Annotated in this window: 21 protein-coding genes; 20 read left to right on the top strand and 1 reads right to left on the bottom strand. The window is 48.0% G+C overall.

Annotated elements, in window-relative coordinates:
• The first annotated feature begins 42 nt into the window (after positions 1-42).
• The 6 genes from HP401_RS00270 (at position 43) to HP401_RS00245 (ending at position 6,211) form a co-directional block, all read left to right on the top strand.
• A complete protein-coding gene (locus HP401_RS00270) occupies positions 43-513 on the top strand; it encodes a hypothetical protein (protein ID WP_173603634.1) in 471 nt (156 codons plus the stop codon).
• 40 nt (positions 514-553) lie between these two features.
• Positions 554-817 (top strand): hypothetical protein, encoded by a 264-nt coding sequence (locus HP401_RS00265; protein ID WP_173603633.1) that lies wholly within the window; start codon positions 554-556, stop codon positions 815-817.
• A gap of 97 nt (positions 818-914) precedes the next feature.
• Entirely contained in the window at positions 915-1,937 is a 1,023-nt protein-coding gene (locus HP401_RS00260) for a MerR family transcriptional regulator (protein ID WP_173603632.1), read from the top strand.
• A 96-nt stretch (positions 1,938-2,033) separates the two neighbouring features.
• Positions 2,034-3,653, top strand: coding sequence for an ABC transporter substrate-binding protein (locus HP401_RS00255; RefSeq protein WP_173603631.1), 1,620 nt, complete (start codon positions 2,034-2,036; stop codon positions 3,651-3,653).
• 27 nt (positions 3,654-3,680) lie between these two features.
• Entirely contained in the window at positions 3,681-5,129 is a 1,449-nt protein-coding gene (locus HP401_RS00250) for a serine hydrolase (protein ID WP_173603630.1), read from the top strand.
• Positions 5,126-6,211: a serine hydrolase domain-containing protein gene (locus tag HP401_RS00245; RefSeq protein ID WP_173603629.1), complete on the top strand. Its 1,086-nt coding sequence runs from the start codon at positions 5,126-5,128 to the stop codon at positions 6,209-6,211. The genes HP401_RS00250 and HP401_RS00245 overlap by 4 nt, the downstream gene beginning before the upstream one ends.
• Before the next feature lie 62 nt (positions 6,212-6,273).
• Here HP401_RS00245 and HP401_RS00240 read toward each other — a convergent pair whose 3' ends face one another.
• Entirely contained in the window at positions 6,274-8,331 is a 2,058-nt protein-coding gene (locus tag HP401_RS00240) for a LuxR C-terminal-related transcriptional regulator (RefSeq protein ID WP_173603628.1), read from the bottom strand.
• Positions 8,332-8,519: 188 nt separating this feature from the next.
• Between HP401_RS00240 and HP401_RS00235 the strand changes: the two genes are divergently transcribed.
• The 14 genes from HP401_RS00235 (at position 8,520) to HP401_RS00170 (ending at position 26,186) form a co-directional block, all read left to right on the top strand.
• Positions 8,520-8,945, top strand: coding sequence for a VOC family protein (locus tag HP401_RS00235; protein ID WP_173603627.1), 426 nt, complete (start codon positions 8,520-8,522; stop codon positions 8,943-8,945).
• 69 nt (positions 8,946-9,014) lie between these two features.
• Positions 9,015-11,678 (top strand): IPT/TIG domain-containing protein, encoded by a 2,664-nt coding sequence (locus tag HP401_RS00230; RefSeq protein ID WP_173603626.1) that lies wholly within the window; start codon positions 9,015-9,017, stop codon positions 11,676-11,678.
• Between the two features lie 127 nt (positions 11,679-11,805).
• Positions 11,806-14,061, top strand: coding sequence for an ATP-binding cassette domain-containing protein (locus tag HP401_RS00225; protein WP_173603625.1), 2,256 nt, complete (start codon positions 11,806-11,808; stop codon positions 14,059-14,061).
• A 253-nt stretch (positions 14,062-14,314) separates the two neighbouring features.
• Complete coding sequence (locus HP401_RS00220; RefSeq protein ID WP_173603624.1) at positions 14,315-14,977, top strand: TetR/AcrR family transcriptional regulator; 663 nt, start codon at positions 14,315-14,317, stop codon at positions 14,975-14,977.
• Positions 14,964-15,848 carry an amidohydrolase family protein gene (locus tag HP401_RS00215; RefSeq protein ID WP_173603623.1) on the top strand — a complete coding sequence of 295 codons (885 nt, stop codon included), beginning with the start codon at positions 14,964-14,966 and terminating at the stop codon, positions 15,846-15,848. The genes HP401_RS00220 and HP401_RS00215 overlap by 14 nt, the downstream gene beginning before the upstream one ends.
• Positions 15,835-16,605: an enoyl-CoA hydratase/isomerase family protein gene (locus HP401_RS00210; protein ID WP_173603622.1), complete on the top strand. Its 771-nt coding sequence runs from the start codon at positions 15,835-15,837 to the stop codon at positions 16,603-16,605. Before HP401_RS00215 ends, HP401_RS00210 begins: the two co-directional genes overlap by 14 nt.
• 26 nt (positions 16,606-16,631) lie before the next feature.
• The gene (locus tag HP401_RS00205; RefSeq protein ID WP_254456968.1) at positions 16,632-18,197 is read left to right on the top strand and encodes an AMP-binding protein; all 1,566 of its coding nucleotides are present in this window, start codon (positions 16,632-16,634) and stop codon (positions 18,195-18,197) included.
• A gap of 25 nt (positions 18,198-18,222) precedes the next feature.
• A complete protein-coding gene (locus tag HP401_RS00200) occupies positions 18,223-19,302 on the top strand; it encodes a M42 family metallopeptidase (protein WP_173603620.1) in 1,080 nt (359 codons plus the stop codon).
• A 31-nt stretch (positions 19,303-19,333) separates the two neighbouring features.
• Entirely contained in the window at positions 19,334-20,986 is a 1,653-nt protein-coding gene (locus tag HP401_RS00195) for an ABC transporter substrate-binding protein (protein WP_309145104.1), read from the top strand.
• A gap of 31 nt (positions 20,987-21,017) precedes the next feature.
• Positions 21,018-22,319, top strand: coding sequence for a serine hydrolase domain-containing protein (locus tag HP401_RS00190; protein ID WP_173603619.1), 1,302 nt, complete (start codon positions 21,018-21,020; stop codon positions 22,317-22,319).
• Between the two features lie 35 nt (positions 22,320-22,354).
• A complete protein-coding gene (nikB, locus tag HP401_RS00185; protein WP_173603618.1) occupies positions 22,355-23,293 on the top strand; it encodes a nickel ABC transporter permease in 939 nt (312 codons plus the stop codon).
• 1 nt (position 23,294) lies between these two features.
• The gene (locus HP401_RS00180) at positions 23,295-24,188 is read left to right on the top strand and encodes an ABC transporter permease (protein WP_173603617.1); all 894 of its coding nucleotides are present in this window, start codon (positions 23,295-23,297) and stop codon (positions 24,186-24,188) included.
• A 34-nt stretch (positions 24,189-24,222) separates the two neighbouring features.
• Positions 24,223-25,218: an ABC transporter ATP-binding protein gene (locus tag HP401_RS00175; RefSeq protein WP_173603616.1), complete on the top strand. Its 996-nt coding sequence runs from the start codon at positions 24,223-24,225 to the stop codon at positions 25,216-25,218.
• Positions 25,215-26,186, top strand: a complete 972-nt coding sequence (locus HP401_RS00170) for an ABC transporter ATP-binding protein (protein ID WP_173603615.1) — start codon at positions 25,215-25,217, stop codon at positions 26,184-26,186. The genes HP401_RS00175 and HP401_RS00170 overlap by 4 nt, the downstream gene beginning before the upstream one ends.
• Positions 26,187-26,201: the final 15 nt, after the last annotated feature.

Below are 26,201 nucleotides of genomic sequence, written 5' to 3'. Positions count from 1 at the left end.
TATTTTTTTGAAATTGTGACACAAGATAGGTGGTTACTAAACGTGAAGAAGGTAATGATAGCGCTCAATGCCTCCAAGGATCTTTACGATTACATTGTCAAGGTAACGACTGAATCACACTATCTGCCGATCCTTGACGATCCTACCAATGTCAGAAGTTTGGTTCTGAGTGATAGACTTCTAGGGGACGATACGCGTGAGCTCCCACAGGGGCGGGATGCAGCTCTGCTGCAAATTATGAAAGCACTGAGGCAATTGCAGATTCGTGTAATTTTCATTTCTCTATCCCACCCCCCACCTAAAGAAGGAGATGGATTTTTAGGGGAAATGGTCCATCTCGGTATTTATGATATTTGGTACCAAAAAACAATCAATCAGGAAAAGTTTGTTTCTCACTTTTTAGATGAGAATCGTTTGGATTATAAAGATGTCGACTATCTCAGTAATATGAGTCGCGGATTTTCGTGGACCCCGCTTACTCCAGCTGCTACAGATCCAAATCTCACCGACTAGGAACACTCTGACGATCCATCTACTAAGCAGGATAATGAACGTGGACCAACTTCTACAAATCATGAACCCAAACGATTGTATACAAAAAAGAGAAGGTCGTGGTAGAGGAAATCGTAGAGAGGTCGTTCGTGTGAATGATAGCATCATGATAAAGCCTCTCTTGATCGTAGTAGGTAGCTTGAACGCAACAGGTGGATCGGGAGCATCAACGGTTTGTCATGCTCTTGCTACAGCATTAACCCAAATAGGTCCATACACAACAGTCATTGAAGCCTATATTAAGTGTTCATCAAGCGATTGGTAATACTCCCATGGAGTCAACAACTACCTGGCTTTTTTATATTGTCACTTGAATCTCAAGCTACATGAGGTTTTATAATTGGCTAAAGGGGTGTTGTAACGTGCACGCAAAGGCGAGGAACAGATTAGACAACACACAAAATCAACAGAACGATCTAACAACAATGGAAGCGAAGTTCTCCATAGGACAAGTGGCGAAAATGACAGGATCTTCTGTACCCACTGTTCGATATTATGACGAGATTGGCCTGCTTTCACCTGCTGAGATAACACCTGGAGGTCATCGTGTTTATACGGCAGAGGAAATATGGCGGTTAAAACTGATTCTAACCCTTCGCTATTTAAACTTTGGAATTGATGAGATTAAGAGAATGTTAGCTGGGGATATCCCTGTTGATAGGGCGATAGAATGGCAAATCGAAGCTTTGGACATCCAAATGCGTACGCTTGCCAGCATGAAGTCTATTTTGGAACAAACAAAGCAGAGTGAGGATGGCAATGATTCTCTGAGCTATATGCACGAGCTAATTGAATCGATTTCCGCAAATGCATTGGAACGAGAAAAGTTTATTTTAGAAAAAATGTTTTCGTCCGTTTTTCCTGAACAATTTCCGGTTGAATGGCGAGAGATATTTTTACTAGGGGTTAACGTTTCTTCGTTGCTGGAAGGCAATCTTTCGGCAGCGCAAACGGCTGCATTAGATGAGTTGGAGGCAATGTTTAATGATCCGCAGATTGTCCGGGAAATGAAGCAGGATGTTATGTCCTTCCTGGAAGTAGTTCACCTGCCTAAAATCAGCGTGGAGATGTGGACTGCCAGAATACTTAAAAACCATAAACAGCTGTTGAAAGCAGCGGAGCAACATGCAACTCCAGACAGCCCTGTCGTACAGGCGAATATTCAAGAGTATGTGTTGCTCTTTGCGGATGTTGACGAACTCCCTGTCCCGCAATCATTTTTCCGTCGATTTGCAGAATGGTTGCTTTCAAGCCAAACCGAAAATCTCGAACGCTTTAGAAGAATTTGTTTAATCCTGTACCCAGGTCTGCAAACGTATATGAAAACAAATGAATTATTCTACCAAGGAGTACAGTGGAAGCTTCAACAACTGGACAACGAGTAAATGTACGCTTTGTTACAGCTTGCGAAGGAGGTGAAATCATCTGTCATCATCGGAAGTTCTTTCCAAAAGAAAAGGGTAGGGGTGGCATGCTGACACATGAAAAAAAACAACCGAAAAGCGTACAGTGTCTTTTTAGGGGGATTTGTCACGCTATGTCTGTTCCTGGTGGTTGGTTGTAGCACGCAAACAACTGTGCCAGCCGAGCAACAGGAGAGTGCCAAACCTAAATCGGGCGGAACCATTACAGTAGCGTACCCTTATGAACCGGATACGTTAGATGCTCACATGTCTGCTGGATCTGCTGGGGTCTATACCTGGTTGCTCGGTGGGTCGCTACTATATAAAGATCCTGCCTCAAACGAATACAAGCCCTCTCTGGCTAGTGACTATAAAATTTCTGAGGATGGCAAAACGTGGACCTTTACCATTCGTTCCGGGATTACCTTTCACGATGGAACAGCGCTGACTGCCAAAAGTTTTAAGGAAACCTTTGATCGTGCTCTTAATCCGCAGACAAAAGCAAAAACAGCCGCTGAAGTAATGGCTCCAATAAAAAGTGTCAAAGCGCCAGACGATCAGACCCTCGTTCTCGAACTACACGAACCCAATACTGCCTTCCTCGATTCACTAGGGAATTATATAACACAGCCGTTATCATGGAAAGCGATTGAAAAGGCTGGGGAGGATTACGGCAGGAGTCCTGTGGGAGTAGGGCCGTGGAAGTTTGAGAGCTGGAATACGGGCGAAGGTGTCACCTATGTTAGAAATGAAGCTTTTCAGTGGGGAGAACCATATTATGAAAATCAAGGTCCTCCAAGAGCAGACAAACTTGTCATAAAAGCGATTGCTGACAGCCAACTCAGGTTGTCAGCGCTAGAGAGCGGTGCTATCGATGTAGCAACGGAAATACCTGTAAAAGACGCGATTTATTATCGGAATAATTCGAAATATCAAGTGATAGAACGCTTACGTCCTGGACTAGGCTTATTGATGGAAATGAATTTGAAGAGACCACCGTTTCAAGATATTCAAGTACGCAAAGCATTTCATATGCTCGTCAATAAAGAAGCCATTGTCCAAGCTGTTACGCAGGGAGAAGGCGAAGTGGCTCATATGCCGTTATCTCCATCGACGCTAGGGTATGACAAATCCTTAGAAAAGTACGGGTACGCGTATAATGTGGCCGAAGCAAAGAAATTGTTGGACGATGCTGGTTGGAAAGTAAACGGAAGCGGTGTGAGAGAAAAGGACGGTAAACCACTGAGTCTGAATTTACTCAGTACCGCAGATTTTGACAAAGAAGCCCAATTGCTCCAAGCCATGCTGGGAGAGGCTGGTATCCACATAATGATACAGAATCTAGAAATAGGAGGGTACATGCAGGAAGTCATCAAAGGAAATTTTGATGTAACGTTGATATCGGGCGCCTATGATGATCCTGATATTTTATACTTTTATTTCCATTCCAGCGGTGCCTACAACCTGTCTGGTGTAAAAGATGACAAGCTGGACGCACTCCTTTTGAAAGGGCGTACAACCTTTCAGACTAATGCCAGAAAGCAAGTGTATATGGATGCACAAAAGCAACTCATTGAGCAAGCGTATGTTGTCCCTCTCTATTACGATAAGGCATTTACTGTCATAAATTCCCGGATAAAGGGAGTAAAGTGGACATCTGTCATGCCGACATATAATGACAGCTGGATCGAGAACTAACTACATGTAAACAAAGGAGAGAAACATATGCAAAATAACGGATGGATTGATTCTTTTGAACAATATGCCCAAAATTGGATAACCAAAAGTCAGGTTCCTGGTGTTTGTATGGGATTAGCAAAAGATGGTCAAATCTTCTATAGTAACGGATTTGGCTTCCGTGATGTGGAACGGCAGTTAGGAGTTACAATCGATACAGTATTTGGAATTGGATCGATAACAAAATCCTTTACCTGTGTGGCGGTCATGCAATTACAAGAGGCGGGCAAGTTATCCGTACATGACCCTGTTGTCAAATACTTGCCGGAATTCCGTCTGAAAAATCATGATGTGGGGCAAATCACGATTCATCATTTTATGACGAATACCAGTGGAATTCCCCCCTTGCCCACATTTTTGGCAAGTGTGATGCGAAGCATGGACGCGAACGAGGTAGAAGACCTTCCATTGATGCAAAACCAGACAGATGAAACGGTCCCAATCGATACGTACGAAGACCTGATGAGTGTAATCTCTACATTAGATTTAGAGCTTCTAGGGCCACCAGGCACGGAGTTCAGTTATTCCAATGACTGTTTCGCCTTGCTGGGAGCGATCATTGAACGCGTCAGCGGGAAGTCGTATGAGGCTTATGTCAAGGAGCATATCATCGATCCAATCGGGATGGAGCACACGAGCTTTTTTCTGGAAGAGCTAAATGGCTATGAGAATATTACAAAGCTGTATATCATGCGAGACAGAGGCGATCACAAGGAAGTGCTCTCATCTCCGAACTGGTGGGATTCTCCCGCTTCTCGGGCGGCAGGATTTATAAAATCAACCGTGCGGGATATGTTGAAATATACGGACATGTTCTGCAAAGGTGGGCTTACCGCACAGGGCAATCGTATCCTGACACCGGAAAGTGTACAACAAATGATGACCCCTTATTTTCCGACTGATATGGCACCTGGTCAATTTTACGGGTACGGCTTGGTCATAACGACTGACTACTACGGAAAAACGCTTGTGGAACATAGTGGTGGTATTAAAGGGGTAACGGCTCAAATGTGCTTCTTTCCCGAAACAGGACTGGCCGGAGTGGCACTGTCCAATATAGAATTGTCGCCTGTTGTGGCGGTTATGGTGGGTGCGTTAAATAGTCTGGAAAACCGCCCTCCGGAATCCTCTCATCTGGTTAGCAAGATTGATTTCCTAACCGAGGAAACTATGGATCAATACGCAGGGGATTATCAATCGAGTGAGTTTGGGACATTGCCGGTCCGATTGGAAAATGGTCAACTGGTGCTCTCCTTTTTGGGAGAAAACTACGTAATGAGGCCATTTGGGGAAGATATCTTTGTAGTCCGGGCTTTTGGAACCGATTTCTCCGCACGGTTTATCAGGGATGGAAATAATGAGATTGTTCGAATGGCTTTTGCTGGAAGGCAATTTACGATTCAAGATAAAAAAACGAGTGGAGGAAACGAAAAATGACCCAGCAAGCCAACGTAAGTGATGCGAGATGCCGCCAGCTTGATGAGCTTTTTTCTACGATTGCTGAAAAAAACAATTGGAGCGGCAACATCTTGATTTTGGAAGAAGGGAAACCTTTTTATCAAAATTCCATAGGAATCGCCAATCTGGAAACGGCTGAGAGATTGTCACCGCATACGGTATTTGAACTCGCATCAGTTTCCAAAGCATTTACAGCAATGGGCATCATGATCTTGCAAGAGCAAGGGAAGCTCGACTATACAGATAAAGTGGATAGCTTCTTTCCAGATTTCCCGTATGCCGATATTACTATTGAGAACCTACTTGTGCACACATCCGGTTTGCCAGATTACATGGAATTGTTTTCGAAATCTTGGGACAAAAAACAAATTGCTACAAATCAAGACATACTCGAACAGCTGATCAAGCATCGACCCGACGTGTTGTTTCAACCCAATGAAAGGTATGAGTACAGTAATACTGGCTACGCTTTATTGGCGTCTATTGTAGAACACGTAGCTGAAATACGATTTGCCGATTTCTTGCAGCAACACATTTTTCAACCACTAGGTATGCAGCACACGAAGGTGTACAACCGAAGATATTCTCCTGAGCTAACTCAGCAATACGCCTATGGATACGTGTATTCTCCTCAATCTGAAGCAATCGTGTTACCGGATGAATCAAGTGAGCACGATTTTGTCATTTATCTGGATGGCATTCAGGGAGACGGTGCGGTCAGTTCAACACTGGATGACTTGCGTAAGTGGGACAGAGCTCTCTACACAGAAAAGCTGGTCAAAAAAGCGACACTAGAGAGAGCGTTTTCCCCAGTGCAGCTTAACGACAATAGTCTATCAAATTATGGATATGGTTGGCGGCTGTGTGAAGATCAGGTGACAGGAAAAGTTGTGCATCACGGCGGAAGCTGGCCGGGGTATCGAAGCTGGCTAAGACGGTACATCCAAAAAGATAAAACAATGATTTATCTCACGAACGTGGATCAGGAACGGGAGTGGACAGAAAAAGTAATAGAGGCAGTCGAGAATATTGTTTTCGAACAACCGTATATCATTCCGTAGTCATTGTTAGTTATAGAGTAGAAAAAAGAGGAGCCGTCACCTACGGTTCCTCTTTTTTCAATCTACACAAGCATTTTTTTCACCAACTGTGTCCGGTTACTGACATCCATCTTTTCAAAAATCGATTTCAAATGCTTTTTTACTGTGACTTCGCTCAAATACAAGCGGGCAGCGATTTCCGCGTTCGTTATTCCCTCAAGAACAAGCGCGGCTACTTCCTGTTCCCGTGCCGTTAGCATGCTCATGTCTAGCGTTGTAACTATGCCTGGAGATGCAGGTGGACGAGCAGATGGAACTGCTTCTTCTTCCAGGCGTAAATCCGCATCTAATCCAGAGCGTTTGAGCAGCTTTTGCAGGTAGGAGGACAGATGCTGGCCTTGCGTATCACGAAAAAATACGAGTGTGGGTGTTACTCCGTCGTAGTTGGTGTGGGTGGCAAATTCAGCAATATCAAATCCCAAACTTTCATGGGCGGCTTTGAAAAAAGGAAATGGGGCAGGTGAACACAACAAAAACTCTCCAGTGAACATCAAGCCGTGGAGCATATGGCCAATGGCTGTATGTTGGGAAACATCCTCGTAATCGTCTTGGTGAATCGTGTGAATGAACCAGCCAGCCCTTGTGTGTTCTGGTACCCTGAACCGTTCTAGCTCTAGTGTGGATAGGGCAGTGAAATAGGAACGGGAGCCGGAATGTTCCATGAGGTAAGGAAGGGTTTTTTCATTGATGGGAACAACTGCGGCAAGCGCCGAGAGCGCTCCGTTTTCATTGCGCAGAACGCGAAGTACGTCATATCCCAGTGAGAATAGACGGTCATGATCAAGCCAATTCAATGGGTACAAGGTTTGCTCCGCTGTCAGGTGAAAATCAAAATGGCGGTTTGTATGCGGATCAAATAGTTTGATCGTTTTAGGGGAGGGAGAGTGCCGCTGATTGCGGATATACTCCAGCAGTTCTTCCCGATGACCAGTGTGGATCGATTCGAATGGTTTGGGTAATGGATCGAACCAATTTAAAAAGGCGCGAATGAGTGCGTCACCCAGAAAGAAGGTCAGCTCCAAAGCCTCTGGTGTGCGGACCGAATGGGCTGACTTGGTAAACTTCTCATAATAGTAGTGAACGGCACGCTTCTGCAAATCTCCAAAATGCAGCGGAGTACGTGCCCGCATATCCTGGGCGATGGCTTCTCTCATCAAGGAATGAATCGTCCAGCCGCTGTCCACTTTCCGTACAAACGAAAATCGAATCAGTTGGAAAAACTCGGACGCCGTAATTTCCCTTTTCAATAAAAAAGACAGATTATCCTGATTGAAGTGACGCAAAACGGCAGCAGCTTCCACGAGCGGACGCAAATGGTCGCCGGGAACTTCTCGTAGCCATTGACTTACGACAAATGGCAGCGTGTCCATTTCCTCATGAAAAGCACCGATTCCTTCTTGATCTTTCGATTGCAAGGTAAACGAAAGCAATGAAAGGGTAAGGGGATGCCCTTTGGAGCGACGCCACATTTCTTGGATGGTAGGCGGTTCAAAAATGTGACAGTAATGCGCATACCGCTCGACAGCTTCGTAAGCAAGATGGGGCAAAGGGACCCTACTTATGAAGTGCCGCCAACCGGGTGAAAGAAGCCAAGCTTCAGACAGCGGATGCCGACCTGCGATCACGATCAGGATATTCGCGCTTAATCGTTTGAAAAAATATTCGCGGAGCCAATGGTCCAAGCCGTCCAAGTTCTCGTAAATGTCGAGAAAGAGGACGAGTCTCTGATCTGCTGCCTTTTCATTCAGCTTCGAAACACATTCCTCCAACAATTGGGCGGGATGCAGCTCTTCTCTCTTATGATAAACGTGCAATGCCTGCAAAATATGTAGGCAAAAATCAGAGGGCGTGTGCCAAAATTGTTCGCTATCCATAGAGAGAGTAGCTGCTTGATGTAGATGAGCTTGCCGCTTAAGCTCGTCAAGCAAATAGCTTTTTCCTACGCCTGCGGTCCCGAAGAGATTCATGATTTTTTTGGAGCGCCGCTCATCCGCAAGCAACTTCAAAAAATGAAGGACTTCCTCGGTTCGTCCTACCAACAGACGACTTTCCAGATCTTCAAGACTATCCTGATAATTCATCGCATCACCTGCTCCATCACAAGGTTTTACCTTTTTCTTCCTACGATTTTACTACGCTTCTTTTATACTGAGTACTCCTATTTATCGCACGGGTATCCTTTTGGATGTATCCTTTCGAGTAATATCGACCCCCGTATTCTCGGTGTTAGGATGAAACAGGCGAGTCAATACGAAAGGATGGAGGGAACATGTCAAAGCTAAGCCGCTTGGGTCACATTTCCTTATATGCGCATGATGTTCGCAGATTGGCCTCTTTTTATGAAACCGCACTTGAACTAGCAGTGGTGAACCATAGCGACCAAACGGCATGCTTGGCGATTGATCCGCAATCAGGCCGGCACGATTTGCTCATCCTGAACAATCCGCATCATGTGCATCTGGCATTTTGGGTAGATACGTTGGATCACTTCAAGGAAGTGTGGAGGAGGCTGACGGATCACGGGATTTTGGCAACTGGTCCGTATGTGGAGAGCGAATATGCACGTTTTTCTTTTCTGGATCCGGAAGGCAATCATGTGGAGATCATATGGGCGCATCGAGGGGAAACACCCCCTCCACACAGAAGAAAAATCAGCTTTCGGGAGTTAGAGGAATTCGGCGTTTGTCAAGAATGATCATCCGTGCAATAGAGACTGGCTCGCACAAACTATTTCATTCATGGTGATAAGGGAGAGGAAAAAAGAATGTCAACTTCTACAAACACGTTCAATACAGGGGGAAATACGCTCGGGATTACGACTATGGCTGTTAATCCGGCTTCTTTTCAAGCAGCACCTCAAATGGTTCAGGATCGAATGACGTATCACAAAGCGGTGCTGGAGTCATTCGGGATTACTTCCCTGACCAGTCTAGGGTCGCTCAAGATCCGTGGGACAGTAGTACCTCAATCGGGGCTGACGAAACCAAGCCCTACGCTCGTCAGCGGGAATACCCTGATTCAGTCTGCGTATCAAATCGACGCAGCCAAACCAACACCAACCTTGCAAATGTTGAGCGGAAAAGCGGAACTGTTGCAAGCAATCCCGTTTCCTAAAAAAATGACGGCTACATTAGCAGTACCATCTCCTGCTTCGCCCTTGAATATTTCGGTAGACACTGCCTACTGGGCCGCATCGGAAATTTATATCGAGGATGGAACGAATGTCATTTTGAAATATCCGCAGCGTTACTTGATCATCATCGCCGAAAAGTTGACGGTCGGACAGAATGTTACGTTTACATGGGAGCGTCCTTACCGCTATGTACCAGCCAAACGACAAAAGCCAATAACACCGCCAGATGCACCAATGTCTTCGACGCTCTCAGGCATTCCGGGGACACCTGGAACATCAGGATTGCCCGGAGACCGTGGATTCGACGGGGCTGCGGCTCCTGAACTCGAATTATGGGTCCTCAATATGGCAGGACGTCCTCATTTTGACTTGAAAGGGCAAGATGGCACACAAGGTGGCCCTGGGCAAGACGGAGGAGATGGTGGCCGGGGAGGAAAAGGCAAACCAGCCGAATTGGATTGGGCAGGATTTTGCAAAGCCGGAGCAGGAGCAGGTGGAAACGGAGGACGTGGCGGTGCAGCAGGCTACGGCGGCCCAGGAGGCAATGGAGGCGCTGGTGGGCGGTTGGCCTTGTACGCACCACAAACCATCATCGAAAATTATTCGAAGGGTTTTGCGATCACGATTGAAGGAGGCAGCCCAGGTGCAGGCGGAATCCCCGGCAATCCTGGTGCGGGCGGACCAGGTGGGGCTGTGGGTGACAGCAAGAATGCAAAATTCGGTACAGCATGCGGTCCCGGTCCGAGAACGGCAGGTCAACCGGGAGAGCAGGGTTCATTCGCCGATGCCGGTCGTGTCGGATATGCGGGGGGCAGATTGTCTGATCCTGTCAGCTTTCAAGCCATTGACGCAGATGAATTCAGACGCAAGCTCTTGGAGCCGTCGATCAGCCATGTCTCTCCGCTCTATGCATTCGCTGGTGATACAGTGACGCTGGAAGGGAGTCGTTATACTAAAACCGATGTCGTTCTAATCGATGGAATGGAAACGAAAACCCAGGTAGTAAGTGATACCATGCTTCATTTTGTCTTACCTTTCGTAACAGGAGGCTCCCATACGCTCCAAGTACGGCAATCAGATATGACTCTTTCGAGCAAGGCATCCGTCTTCGTAAATCCACGAGTAATTTCTGCCCAGCAGGAAAATCAAGTGAAAACACGGGTGAGACCCGGACAAAAAGTGATCGTGAACGGAAGCGGCTTTTCCGAAGGGACACTCGTCTTGTTAAACAACCAAGAAATGCCCGATGTTCGGATGATAAGTTCGACGCAAATGGAATTTACTTTGATTCGACCTGCCGAGGTGGAGAGCAATCCAGCGGGTGAGCAGGTGACTTTGAAAGTGCGGCTTTCCGATGGCACACCTTCCAATGAAATTCCACTGACCCTAGAAACCTTCCATATGCTCGTGATGGGCGATTCCGTGAGCTGGGGGCAAGGCTTGCAAGAACATAAGAAGTTTTATTCCATCGTGGGAGCAGCCGTTCAGGCCAGAGAAGGAAATATCAAGCAATATACACAAGTACTCGCTCATTCCGGCGCCATCATTGGAGAGGGTAAGCATGACATAGTGGCCCCGGTAGACGGCGAGGTACCTAAATCATTCCCGACGATCCTGCAGCAATGTGCGTTTTTCCAAGGTGCGGCTGAATTGGTGGATCTGATTCTATTAGATGGGGGCATGAACGATGTCGATGTTCGGACAGTTCTGAATCCATTCCATCCAGCCGACTTGGGAAAATTACATTACGACTATTTTTATGTGAGTATGAAGCAATTGCTGGTCGATGTAACGAATAAATTTACACAAGCGAAAGTCATCGTTACCGGTTATTATCCCCCTGTGTCTGAAAAGAGCGATATGACTGCGGTGGAAGCACTGTTGATCGGTGTAGGGGCCATTGTTGGGGGAGTTGGCGGCGGTGCAGCCGGAGGAATGCTCGGGCTGGCTGAGTTGGAAAAGGTATACAAGCGCTGTGCCCAGCTAGAAGCAGAATCAAAGGTCTACCTGCGAAAAGCGATTGATGAGAGGAATGCGGAGCTAGGACAACAACGTATCTTTTTCGCCGATCCGAATTTTGGTCCGGAGCATGCAGCCCTTACGGATGACCCGTATGTATTCGGCATCAATTTGGATTTAACACCACAAGACCTGATCGCGGCCGAACGACTCGTCTCCTGCACAGAAGCTGGGTGCACGGGCCTGGATTTTGAGATTTGCAAGCGTGCCTCCATCGGTCATCCTAATCAAAAGGGAGCCCAGGCGTATGCGAATGCAATCTTGCCTCTTCTGTAATTAAGCAAAGAAACATAGGATGATTGTCACTGAAAAGCTGTTAGAGGAACTGATGTTCCCTAACAGCTTTTTCATGGTACAATGCAAATATAAGTAGAACTGAATGCTATCGGAAGGGATGATAGGTATGAGTGAGTCTAATCAGGAGTATATCGTAATCTCGGGTGCGAGGGAAAACAATCTCAAAAACGTATCCTTGCGTATTCCCAAGCGAAAGATTACGATTTTCACCGGTGTATCTGGATCGGGCAAGTCGTCAATCGTCTTCGATACGATCGCCGCAGAATCCACACGCTTGCTGAATGAGAACTTCAGCATGTTCGTGCGCAATTTCCTGCCCCGCTATCCGCAGCCGGATACAGACGCGATTGAGAACCTGAGCATGGCGGTTATCGTGGATCAGAAGCGACTGGGCGGTGGTTCTCATTCCACGATGGGCACGATTACTGATATTTCTCCCATTCTCCGATTGCTCTTCTCCCGAGTAGGTCAGCCAAATGTTGGACAAGCGAACATGTTCTCTTTTAACGATCCACAAGGTATGTGTCCCGAATGCAACGGGATCGGTCGCAAATTAGGCGTCGACCTCAGCAAGGCAGTGGACATGTCCAAGTCGTTGAAGGAAGGGGCAATCTTGCTGCCGGACTATAAGGTGGACGGCATGGAATGGAATATGCTCGTTCAGACGGGCTTCGATCCTGGCAAGAAGCTGAGCGATTATTCGGATGAGGAGCTTAAGCAGCTATTGTATGCCAAGGCGAGGAAAGTAGAGATGCAATTCGCCGGGAAAGCCGTGAATATTACTGTGGAAGGCGTCCTTGAGAAGTTCACCAACAAATACATCAAGCAGGATGTAAAAACGAAATCTGAGCGTACACAAAAAGCTGTTGCGCCATTCATCTCCGAAGGTCCTTGTTCCAGCTGTCATGGTGCGAGACTCAATCAAGCTGCACTCAACTGCAAAATCAATGGCTTCAACATTGCGGAGATGTCCTCCATGGAGGTCGGTCGTCTCATCCGCGTTATTCAGGAGATTGACGATTCGGTTGCCGCACCGATGGTCAAGTCGCTGACGGAACGGTTGCAGCATCTAGTCGATATCGGACTGGACTACTTGACGCTGGATCGTGAAACGGATACCTTGTCCGGCGGCGAATCACAACGCGTCAAGATGGTGAAACACCTGAGCGGCAGTCTGGTGGATGTCACTTACATTTTCGATGAGCCCAGCGTTGGATTGCACCCCCGTGATGTACACCGATTAAATGAATTGCTTCAGAAGCTGCGTGACAAGGGCAATACCGTCATTGTCGTCGAGCATGATCCCGATGTGATTAAGGTGGCAGATCATATTGTCGATGTCGGGCCTCACGCCGGTAGCCACGGTGGGACTATCGTGTATGAGGGCAGCTTTGAAGGACTGCTGGAATCAGGGACACTGACAGGCACCCATATGAAGCGGCCGCTCCAACTGAAGCAAGATTCCAGAAAGCCTTCGGGCAAGCTGACCATCGAGGGTGCCACACTGCACAACCTGCGGAACGTGAGTGTAGATATACCAACTGGAGTGCTGACAGTCGTTACGGGTGTTGCAGGCTCAGGTAAGAGTACACTGATTAACGAAATATTCCTCAGCAAGCATCCGGATGCGATCGTCATCGACCAATCGGCGGTAGGTGTGTCAACACGCTCGAATCCTGCGACCTACACAGGGATTATGGATGATGTGCGCAAGGCGTTTGCTTCCGCGAACAAGGTCAACCAAGGCTTGTTCAGCTTCAACTCCAAGGGGGCTTGCGAGAACTGCCAAGGTCTTGGTGTTGTGTATACAGACCTTGCATTCCTTGAAAGTGTAAAGCTACCGTGCGAAGTATGTGGAGGGAGACGGTTCAAGGAAGAGGTGCTCGCATACAAGCTGAACGGAAAGTCCATTGCCGAAGTGCTGGAGATGACTGTGGAGCAGGCATTGGAATTTTTTGAGCAAAAAGAGGTTGTGCGCAAGCTTCAGGCGATGAGTGATGTGGGGCTGAATTATATTACACTCGGCCAACCGCTCAGCACGCTCTCGGGCGGGGAATGCCAGCGTATCAAGCTGGCTAGCGAGTTGCACAAGAAAGGTAGTATTTACGTGATGGACGAACCGACGACTGGCTTACATATGTCAGATATCGGTCACCTTCTGGAAATCATGAATCGCCTCGTAGATACCGGCAATACGGTAATCGTCATCGAGCACAACCTCGATGTAATCAGCCAAGCAGATTGGATTATCGATATGGGACCAGATGGGGGCAGCAACGGCGGTCAAGTGATCTTCGAGGGAACACCTCCGCAGATCATTCATGCAGAGCAGTCGATCACGGGAAGATACTTGAAGCAGTAAGCTCCTATGTCATAACGGATACAGATCTCCTCATGGGAAACCGGAGGAGATTTTTGTTATGCCGAAACCGATGTCAGAAAATAAAAAATAATCTTGACATTAAATCGGGCGATTAGTAAAGTGGTGATTACAGGCAGCCTATCGATCGATCGATCGACAAAACCCAAAAAAGCAGATGAAGTAACCGCGACAAGTAACTGAACATGAGAGGCTCTCGTTTCCAGCAATCATCAGTAGAAAGGAGCGCGCTTTTTTGACGAAAGAAAAAATATTTCAAGCTGCATTACGGCTATTCGCAAGAAAAGGTTTTGAAGCAACCAGCATACGCGATATCGCCCTAGAAGCAGAGGTAACTTCCTCCACCCTCTATCATTACATGAAAACAAAAGAGGATCTGCTCGTTGCCATCATGCAAGAAGGGTTACAGACCCTTCTCGGAAATGCAAAGGAAGTGCTCGCTGAGCTTGAAGCACCCGAACAACAATTGGCAGCGTTTGTCCAGCTTCATGTTACCAGCCATGCCATTGACAAACTAACAGCGCTAGTAGTAGATACCGAGTTCCGTGCCCTGACAGGAAATACCCGCGAAGAAATAGTCAGGCTGCGCAGTGAATATGAGCAGCTCTGGCTGCGTATTTTAAAGGGCGGATTGGAGAGGGGTGTATTTACGATAGAAAATACCAAGCTTGCCGTCCTTGCTATGCTTCAAATGTGCACGGGCGTCGCCCATTGGTACTCGCCCGAGGGCCCAAATTCATTGGAAGAAATCAGCTTGAATTTTTCCGATATGGCGCTTGCACTCGTTCAGGCAAAGCGAAACGGTCAGCAACTGACTGTCACCGATTTGGATCTACCTACACCCGCTCGTTTTTTTATGAAACCATGGCTAGGGGCTGCTGCGTATGAACATTCTTGATGCCCGTGTCCGCTTGCCACAGCAGTTCCGTGAGGCACGCCTAGGTGAAATGCAAAATGAGTACGTTGCTCAATATGATGCGGTGTTACAAGTAAGATCGACTATGGCAAAAACGCTCGACGATTTGATGCAAGAAATGAAAGAATCAGGAGTCGACCACGCCATTATGCATGCAGAATACGAGTTCGGCGAGGATGGGGATGCGCTGAATGAAGCATTGGCAAAAGTCATATCCGTTCACACCGAGCTCTTCTCAGGATTCGGTACGATTTCAATGGAGCATTTCAGACCGATGCGCGCTGTCCAACAAGTGAGTCGCATCAGAGAGCTGGGCTTTCTGGGAGTAAACATCCAGCCTGCATTTTTTGAGATGCCCATCGATGATCGCAAATTATATCCCGTATACGCAAAGGCTGCCGAGTTAGGCTTGGCAGTTGCCATTCATACGGGAATTAATTATTCAAGGATTCATCCCATAAGGAATGAACACCCGCTGCTGCTGGATCAAGTCGCCTGTGATTTTCCGGAATTAACATTGATCGCGTGTCATGGAGGGTGGCCCTGGGTGCCTGAAATGGTTGCCGTAGCGCGCAAGCACCCTAATGTTCTTATGGATTTGGGCGGGCTTTCTCCAAGATATTTGGGGGTGCAAGGAGCAGGGTGGGAGATGATGTACAGGTTGGCAAATAACCTCTTGCAAGATCAAATCCTCTTTGCAACAGACTGGCCTGTATTTCCTCTGAAACGCGCCATTGCAGAATGGAAGGAATTAAGCATAAAGCCCGAGGTGCTTGAGAAGGTGCTCGGTTCGAATGCGAGAGCATTGTTTTCCAAAATAAAGGCGGAGGTAAAAAAGAATGATAACACGTAAGGCGGTGGTAGAGTGTGAGATCCATCAAGAGATAGGCTGGATTCACCTGAATCGTCCGGAGAGGTTAAATGCGGTGATTCCTCAATTGGTAGAGGAGCTGTATGGATCGCTCGATAAATTGGAACGGGAAGGAGTAAGGGCAGCAATACTGGCTGGCCGCGGGAATGCTTTTTGTGCAGGACATGATTTGCGTCATGAAGAAAAGCCTGAAAATGAGGCTGAGCTTCGTCTTAATTTACAGAAGATTCAGGATATAACACGAAAGATTCAGCGTGTTCCTTTTCCGGTGATCGCTGCGGTCCACGGGTATGCATTAGGAGCAGGGTGTGAGTTTGCGCTCGGATGCGATTTGATCATCGCCGCTCAAGATGCCGAATTCGGCTTTCCAGAAGTGAGTGTGGGACTTAGTGTTACCGGAGGGATCTCGCATATCCTTCCCATCACGATCGGACTGGTCCGGGCGAAAGAATTGCTGTTCTCGGGCGAAAGGTTCGGTGCATCGCAAGCACTGCATCTAGGACTCATCAACAAGGTAGTGGATCATGCAGTGTTAGCTGAAGAAGCTGACAAGTGGGCGAAACGGTTAGCTGAGCTCCCGCAAGTAGCACTGGCAAAAGCCAAATTTGCGCTAAATCGCGGGGCACAATGCGATCTGGAGGCAGCTTTTGAATTGGAGATCGAGCATGCGCTGGCAACCGTGCAAACGATCGAATCCAAGCAGGCGGCCGAAGAGTTCCGAAAAAAAGGATCGGTATAGAGAAGGAGGGCTGAAACCTTTTGGACATGCAAGAAATCAAGTCTTTGACGGCACGAGCAGCCAAACGATGGGGAGAAAAAATTGGGCTTGTCTTTGATGAATGGAATGAAGAACTGTCCTTTCAGGAGATAGAAGACCGTTCCAACCAAATAGCCAACATGCTCCAAGTGTTGGGCGTAAGCTATGGGGATCGGGTAGCCGTCATGCTGAGGAACCAGCCGGAATTCCCCCTTACCTGGCTGGCGTTGGCAAAACTGGGCGCGACGATCGTGCCGATCAATGTAAATTACAAAGAGTACGATGCACAGTATATCCTCCACCACTCCGAATCAATCGTTATCGTAACTTCACAAGAATTTTTATCCCTGCTACAGAAGATCAGACCTTCTTTACAAACCCTCAAAACAATCCTCTCAATAGACCAATCAGACGATCCCAACGATGTCGATTTCAGAGCGATGTGTGAAACAGCGCCCACGACTCCAACAACGCTTCCCGTTTTTCCTGAAACTTTAGTCAACATCCAATATACTTCCGGCACGACAGGCTTACCCAAGGGGTGTATGCTTTCACATGAATATTGGCTCACCATAGCAAAAAAGGTGGTGGAGCAGCATCCCCATTTGACCCATTCAGATGTACTGTTAACGGCGCAGCCCTTTTACTATATGGACCCTCAATGGAATTTGCTGGGTGCGATCGCTGTGGGGGCAAAGCTTGTGGTTCTCGATCGATTTCATCCCTCTACATTTTGGGAGAAAGTACGGCAATATAACGTTACCTTTTTCTACTGCCTGGGGATCATGCCCACGCTAATGGTCAAAGCACCACGCTCGCCATTAGACAGGGAAAATAACGTTCGCACCATCTTTTGTTCGGCCATTCCCCCGCATCTGCACCGCGAATTGGAAGAGCGATGGGGCGCGCCATGGTATGAGGTTTTTGGCATGACAGAGACAGGTGGAGATATTTCGGTAAAACCACAGGATCATGACCGATTGCTTGGAACAGGTTGCATCGGAAAACCAGATAAAGACCGGACCGTCCGCGTTGTTGATATTCACAACCGCCCCGTCTCGAGGGGCGAGGTTGGCGAGCTCCTCCTGCGGGGTTTGGGGATGATGGATGGCTATTTTAAAGATCCTGATGCGACTTGCGCTGCCTTTCAGGGAGGGTGGTTCCACACCGGAGATTTGGTGCGGATGGACGAAGACGGATACATCTATTACGTCGGAAGAAAAAAGGAGATGATTCGCCGGAGCGGGGAAAATATTTCGGCTGCTGAGGTTGAGGAAGTCATGAAAATGCATCCGGCCGTGCAATATGCTGCCTGTCTTCCAGTGAAAGACGAATTACGCGGGGAAGAAATCAAGGCATACGTGGTAGTAAAAGAGGGCCAAGTGGTGCCTCCTCATGAGTTGATCGCTTATTGCACCGAGCATCTTGCTTACTACAAGGTTCCACGATATTGGGAATACCGCAGTGAATTGCCTCGTACCCCATCTGAGCGTATAGCCAAGCATGTACTGGCGAACGAAAAAGCAGATCTTCGCATCGGTTCCTACGATCGCATTGATGATAGCTGGAGATAACATGCAAACGGAGAGGAAGATATAGATGAATAGTTGGGTAAAGGTACTGAAAGAGCTGACAGAGGCTTCCGGAGTTCCCGGACAAGAACAGGAAGTGCGAGAATTAATGCACACGTACTTGGAACCGCTTACAGAAGAAGTGTTCACAGATAATCTGGGAAGCATAATCGGTCGGAAAACAGGCATGGCCAATGGCCCCAAAATCATGATGATGGGCCATATGGATGAAGTGGGGTTCATGGTAACGCGTGTCATGAAGGATGGATTCATCGCCTTCCAGCCGCTTGGTGGCTGGTGGTCGCAGGTGATGCTGGCACAGCGCGTGAACATTAAAACACGCAAAGGGGACATTGTCGGCGTAATCGGGTCAAAACCGCCACATTTGCTGTCTTCGGAAGAACGAAAGAAAGTAGTTGAAATCGAACGGATGTACATCGATATCGGAGCATCCGATGCAGAACAAGCAAAGGAGCTGGGTATTCGCCCAGGTGATCCGATTGTGCCGATCTGCCCTTTCACGGTGATGGCGAATGACAAGATGTATATGGCAAAAGCGCTCGATAATCGCGGGGGTTGCCTGACAGCCATTGAAGTAATGAAACAGTTGCAGGAAACGGAACACCCCAACATCGTCTATAGCGGCGCTACTGCACAAGAAGAAGTGGGATGCCGCGGCGCATTCACGAGCACGTATATGGTGCAGCCGGATCTATTCATTGCATTGGAGACGGGGATAACGTTTGACACGCCGGGAAGCGCCGACTCTCCTAATTTGCCTGATATCAAGTGTGGTGGTGGGCCTACGATTGCTCTATTCGACGGCTCGCTTGTGCCTAATCGGAAATTGCGTGATTTGTTATTTGATACGGCTGAAGAGGAAGGCATCCCGTATCAATATGCTGCTCTTGCAGGTGCGGGTACGGACGCAGGAGCTGCTCATATGGTTGGCAAAGGGGCTCCATCCATTGTCATTGCAATCCCTGCGCGTTACATTCACAGTCACGCTTCGATTCTCCATCATGATGATGTGGAAAATACGGTGAAATTGCTGACGGCTCTCGTCAAAAAGCTGGATCAAAAAACGGTTGATTGGCTCAAATCGTAGGAGGCGAGGATATTTCCCAAACAAGGGAGTGGTGTCATTGATAGGGATAAGAAAGCAAGAAATCGCCACATTTGTAAGCATTGTCCTTTCCTGTTTCGTACTGCTGGCTATCGTGTCTGGCTGCGATGCGCCTGCAACAAAATCAGGTACGGATGATGGAAATAAAGATGTCAATATATCCGAGAAAAAGGGCGGAACGATCACCGTTGCGATCAGCAGTGAACCAGATACACTAGATGCCCACAAATCGACCGCGTTAAGCACAGAGGGCGTCGCGCTCAATCTAGGGGGGGCTCTCCTTTACAGAGATCCCCAAACAAATGAGGTCAAGCCCTATCTGGCCGAATCGTACTCCATTTCGGAAGATGGGAAGACATGGACATTTCGCATTCGCCAAGGCGTTACCTTTCATGATGGGACACCGCTCACTGCACAGGCTTACAAGCGAACATTTGAGCGGGCCATGTCTCCGGAAATCGCTCCGAAAGGCGTAGGCATGGTTCTTGGTATCATCCAATCAATCAAAACACCAGATGATCAGACCCTGATTTTGGAGTTGAATGAACCGTCTGCCACGCTCCTCACCTATTTCACTTCCGCTAGCTGGATGCAGCCGCTCTCGGTGGACGCGGTGCAAAAGTTTGGGGATCAATACGGAAGGAATCCGGTCGGTGTCGGTCCATGGAAGATGGAGAGCTGGAAATCAGGAGATTCGATCACGTTGATACAAAATGATGCCTATCGCTGGGCACCGCCCTCCTTTCAAAATCAAGGACCAGTGAGGCCGGACAAATTAGTTCTGAAATTGATTCGAAATCCGCAAACGGCTGTCGCAGCTTTGGAAAGTGGCACCATCGACATCGCTGATCTGCCTGCGAAAGACGCGAAGAAATTCAAGAACAACAATCGTTTTACCGTACTTGAGCAGACAAAGCGCGGCTTGGGGCTGTTTGTCGAGCTGAACTTGAATAACGAGATTTTACAAGATAAAAACGTACGCAAAGCGTTGCAAATGGCAGTTAAGAAAGAGGCTATCGTCCAGTCGCATCTGCAAGGCGAAGGAATTGTTGCAGATGGTCCGCTGCCTGCCAATTTGTTCGGATTCGATCCATCCATTGCCCACTATGCATACAAATACAACCCCGAGGAAGCAGTGAAGCTCCTGGAAGAAGCCGGATGGAAACTGAATGCACAAGGGATAAGGGAGAAAGCAGGAAAACCGCTTCATCTCGAATTGTTGAGTATGGAGGTATGGTCTCAACCTGCCCAGTTGATGCAAGGAATGTTCAAAGCGATTGGAGTAGACGTAAAAATCATTACGCTGGAAGGCAGCGCAGTCGACCAGCTAACGGCTGCTGGCACATTTGACTTGGCGCTTGACGGATACGTCGCTGATGACCCTGATATCTTATTTCCGTTCATGCATTCAAGTCAGATCGGTGGGATGAATCGTTCAGCCATCCATGACAAAACGATCGATTCCTTGCTGGAAAAGGGACAGGTGACGATGAAGAGCGACGATAGAGCAAAAATATACGAAGAACTTCAGAAGCGCTCTGTGGAGGAAGCTTTTTGGATTCCCATATACACGGAAAAACGGTTTGTCGTGGTAAACAACCGTGTTCAAGGACTGAAGCTTGATCCATCCGGACTGAAATTGTATCAGGACGTGTGGGTTAAGTAAGCGCGGAAACAAAAAACAAGGAGAACAGGTCATGAACAGTCAGGAATGGATCGCGAGTTACGAGGAGTTTGTCCAAGAAACCATAATGGAAAGGAAGGTGCCTGGAGCTGCAATTGGAGCGGCCAAACACGGACAGCTCGTTTATGCCAAAGGCTTCGGCTATCGTGATGTCGAGCAAGGTAAGGTAGCGACAGTTGATACTTTGTTCGGAATCGCTTCGATTACGAAATCGTTTACCGCTATTGCGATCATGCAGCTACAGGAAGCCGGAAAACTGACTGTTGTCGATCCTGTTTCCCGCTTTTTGCCAGAGTTTCATGTAAAAACGGGAAGTGGGACGGAAGCCATTACCATTCACAACTTTCTAACTCATTCCTCCGGTTTGCCACCATTATCTTGCGTCGATGAAGCACTCAAGCTTGGGATGAACACCTATGAGGAATTGATGACCTATATGGCACAACTGGAATTTCCTTTATTGGGCGCACCAGGTAGGGAGTTCAGTTATTCCAATGATTGCTATACGCTACTGGGAGCAATTGTTGAACGGGCAAGCGGAAAGCCATATTCGACGTATGTGAAGGAGCATATTCTCCAACCAGCGGGAATGCAGCATAGTTGCTTTTCTTTGGCGGAGTTGCACGGGTACGAGGATCGAACACCGCTATTTGAGACACCGCCGTTTCAATCATCCGGCGGATTAAAATCAACGCTCACCGACATGATGAGATACACCGAGCTGTTTCGAACGAAAGGTTTGATTGGCAAGGAACGAATTCTTCGCACGGAAAGTGTGCTGCAGATGACCACCCCTTATTACCGATGTGAACACAACCAATATTACGGGTATGGTATAGCGATTACACCCAATTTCTACGGTGCTGTGATGCTGGGCCATAGCGGCAGCGAGAAAGGGATCCAAGCCTACATGAGCATTATCCCCGAGAACGGATTGGCTGCCGTGGCGCTCACTAATCTCAGCGGATCGCCGGCTGTTGCACTGGCACAAGGCACGTTTCACTGCCTCGAGAATCGTCCGGCGAAATCAACGCATGTCACCTATAAGGAATATGACCTCCCGCCAGATCGTCTGCTTGAATATGCGGGCGAGTACGGCTCTATGGAAGGAATTCATCTTCAGGTAAGCGTGGACGCAGGCACGCTGATTGTAACGATCGATCAATCGGACTCATTCTCTTTAAAAGCTATTGACGAAGACGTTTTTCTCACGAACGTTGATGGGTCGGATCAAACCGTACGCTTTATACGAGACGGGAGTCAAACGGTCATTCGCATGATGGGCTCCTATCGCCAAATTCCCAAGCGAGTTTAGCCATACGCATTCTAGTAGAGAGGAGTGAACCAATCATGAAACAGTATTTGTTGAATCGGATGCTATCAGGAGTGATTGTCCTCCTCGGCATTTCCATCTTTTCTTTTGCGCTCGTTCATTTTATTCCTGGAGATCCGGTACGGATCATGTTAGGAGAAAAGGCTACAAAAGCACAAGTGGAACAGTTGCGTGAACAAATGGGGCTAAATCAGCCCCTTCCGCATCAGTACCTGACCTACATGGAAAAAGTCATCCAAGGGGATTTCGGAAATTCCTTACAAACAGAAAGACCTGTCATCGTGGAAATAATGGAACGGTTTCCAGCAACGGTCAAGCTAGCCTTCGCTGGAATTGGCATTGCGGTCGTCATTGGTTTAACGATGGGAATGATTGCTGCGAAATACAAGAATACGCTCTTGGACTTTATGCTGATGGCGGCAGCATCGATTGGATTATCGCTACCGAGCTTCTGGCTGGGCTTAATCGTCATCATGTTCTTTTCCGTTCAATTAGGCTGGTTTCCAATCGCGGGTGGTACGGGATGGAAGGATCTTGTTTTGCCTGCTTGTACCTTGGGCGTATTGTCCTCTGCGATGATCAGCCGACTGACGCGTTCAGGTATGGTCGAAGTACTTTCTCATGATTACATCCGAACGGCACGGGCCAAGGGATTGAGGGAGTCGATCATCCTATTCCGACACGCCTTGTGCAATGTCATGATTCCTGTTGTTACGGTGGTAGGCTTGCAAATCGCAACTCTGCTGGGCGGAGCAGTTATCATCGAACAAGTGTTCAACTGGCCTGGAATCGGCACATTAGCTATCCGTGCGATTTCAGCCCGTGATTTTCCGATGATTCAGGGCATTGTGTTGCTTATGGGCTTTGTCTACGTCGTGGTAAATATGATGGTCGACCTCCTCTATGGTTTGATTGATCCGCGTGTCGACCTCATTACAGAGAAGGAGGGGCGGTAACTTGAATGAGGGGAGCAAAACCGTCGTAGATGGGGTGACGCATGCCAAATTCCCGATTTTCCCCAAGCTTGCCTTTTGGGGAAAAATGAAGAAACAGCGAGCAGCAAAACTAAGCTTAGTGGTGCTTTTACTCATTTCAACGATCGGAATTGTCGGGCCTTGGATTGCTCCTTATGACCCTACTGAAAGTAATTACGAAGCCTTTCTGCAAGGCCCGTCTGCCAAGCATGTTCTCGGAACGGATGCGATCGGCCGCGATTTGTTTTCCCGTATTTTATACGGAACGCGCGTTACACTTGTGGTTGCTGTCATGGCGGTCGGCATCACAGTAGTGGCAGGAACGATGATTGGGGTCATCAGTGCATATGTGGGTGGATTCATTGATCATCTGCTCATGCGGATCATGGATATTTTGCTCGCCTTGCCGGGGATCATTTTGGCCTTGGCCATTGTCGCGGCGCTTGGACCGAGTCAAACCAATGCGATGATCGCAATCGGCATTTCTTCGATTCCCAGCTTTGCACGTCTGATCAGGGCAGCGACGCTCGTGATCATGTCGTCTGGATATGTGGAAGCCAGCAGATCGATCGGGACGCCGAGTTGGTGGATCATTCTTTTTCAGGTTCTCCCCAATATTACGAATGTATTGTTCGTTTACATGACATTGTTCGTCGGGGGAGCGATTCTCGATACGGCTGCATTGGGCTTTATTGGCTTGGGCGCGCAGCCGCCGACTCCCGAATGGGGGACCATGTTGAATGAAGGAAAAGATTATTTGTCCGATGCCTGGTGGCTTGCGATATATCCAGGATTGGCTATCACGATTGTCGTGTTGGCAGTAAACCGGCTGGGAGATGCCTTGCGCGATATTTTTGATCCTCGTACGCAAAAGTAAAAGGGCAATAAGAGGATTGGAGGGGATTCCGTTTATGGACAATGTATTGGAAGTGACAGGGCTGACAACCCGGTTCACGAAGGAGTCGGGAACGATTACGGTCGTTGATCAGCTTGATTTACATGTAAAAAAAGGGGAGACGCTGGGAATTGTTGGAGAGTCGGGGTGTGGCAAGAGCGCCACTTCGCTTTCACTCATGCGCCTGTTGGATAATAATGCCACTCTGACTGGAAGCATTCGATTCAACGGGAAAGAAGTGCTTGCGCTGAGCGAAGCCGAGATGCGCAGTCTCAGAGGCAAGGAAATGGCAATGATTTTTCAGGAACCAATGCACTCGTTAAATCCCGTGTTGACGATCGGCCGGCAAATCAGTGAGGTATTGCACGAGCATGAGGGTGAAAGCAAGGCGGCGGTAAAGCAACGGGTACTGGATTTGCTTACCGTGGTGGGCATCTCCCGAGCAGAAGAGATTTACAGGGATTACCCGCATCGTTTGTCAGGAGGAATGAGGCAGCGGGTGATGATTGCCATGGCGATCGCATGCAATCCGTCATTACTGATCGCTGATGAACCGACGACCGCATTGGATGTGACCATTCAAGCGCAAATCTTGAATCTGATCAAAAAAATCAGAAGGGATATCGGCATGTCAGTGATCATGATTACGCATGATTTAGGGGTGATCGCTGAAGTGTGCGACCGCGTCATGGTGATGTATGCGGGACAAGCGATTGAAACAGCGGACGTACGATCGTTGCTGCGCAATCCGAAGCACCCGTACACCGTAGGTTTGCTCCAATCGACACCAAGGCAACGCACAAAGAGGCTTCACAGCATAAAAGGTAGTGTGCCGACACCGGAAAACAAACCCAATGGGTGCCGGTTTGCCCCACGATGCGATCGAGCGATGGCGATATGCTGGGAGCAGAATCCTGAGCTTCGTCCAGTGGATCAGTATTCTTCTTGTCGATGCTGGTTATTTACCCAAGACAAGGGGCATGTACAGGAAAGCTCGGTGGTAGGTGGATGACGACGCCAATCCTGGAAGTGAAAGGACTACGCAAGCTGTTTCGCATGAAAAGAGGGTGGCTGCAACAACCGCATGATGTTCATGCTCTAAACGGGATTGATGTGAGCGTCTATGAAGGAGAAACGCTGGGGATTGTCGGAGAGTCAGGCTGCGGAAAGTCTACATTGGGAAAATGTATTCTGCGTTTGCTGGAGCCCGTCCAAGGCGAAATTCGTTTCCAAGGGAACGAAATAGGAAAAATGAACAAAAATGAAATGCGTGCAGTTAGGCGAAATATGCAAATGGTTTTTCAAAATCCATTTGAAACATTGAACCCGAAACTAACGATCGGGCACATCTTGACGGAGCCGCTGATTTCGCACCGTATTCCCCGGGAGCAGCGACAAGCGCTATTGGAAGAAACGATTGAGATTGTCGGTATGAGCAAGCAGCATCTATCTCGCTATCCTCATGAATTTTCCGGAGGGCAAAGACAACGAATTGGCATCGCCCGTGCTCTGATTCTTCGACCAAAGCTGATTATCGCGGATGAGCCTGTCTCCGCACTAGATGTGTCGATTCAATCGCAAATCCTAAATTTGCTACAGGATTTGCAAGAACAATTTTCCTTGACATATGTCTTCATTTCGCATGATTTGAGCGTAGTAGAGCACATTGCCGATAAAGTGGCGGTCATGTATTTAGGTGAAATCATCGAGTATGCCGAGAAAGAAAAGCTGTTCGGACGACCGCTGCATCCCTATACACAAGCATTGCTTTCAGCCAAACCCATTACTGATCCTGATGACACGCGAGAGCAAATTGTGTTGTCGGGAGAACTCCCGTCCCCGTCTAATCCACCAGAGGGATGTAAATTCCATCCGCGCTGTCGTTCCAGCATGGAAATATGCAAGGTCGAGTTGCCAAAGCTGCGTGAAATAGAAGGGCAATCGGTCGCTTGTCATCTCTATCAATCATGTCTTTCTTAAATCAGGGTGACTGCT

It is taken from the genome of Brevibacillus sp. HB2.2 (genome assembly GCF_013284275.1).
Classification (GTDB): Bacteria; Bacillota; Bacilli; order Brevibacillales; family Brevibacillaceae; genus Brevibacillus; species Brevibacillus brevis_D.
This window is presented reverse-complemented; position numbering and strand designations above follow the sequence as displayed.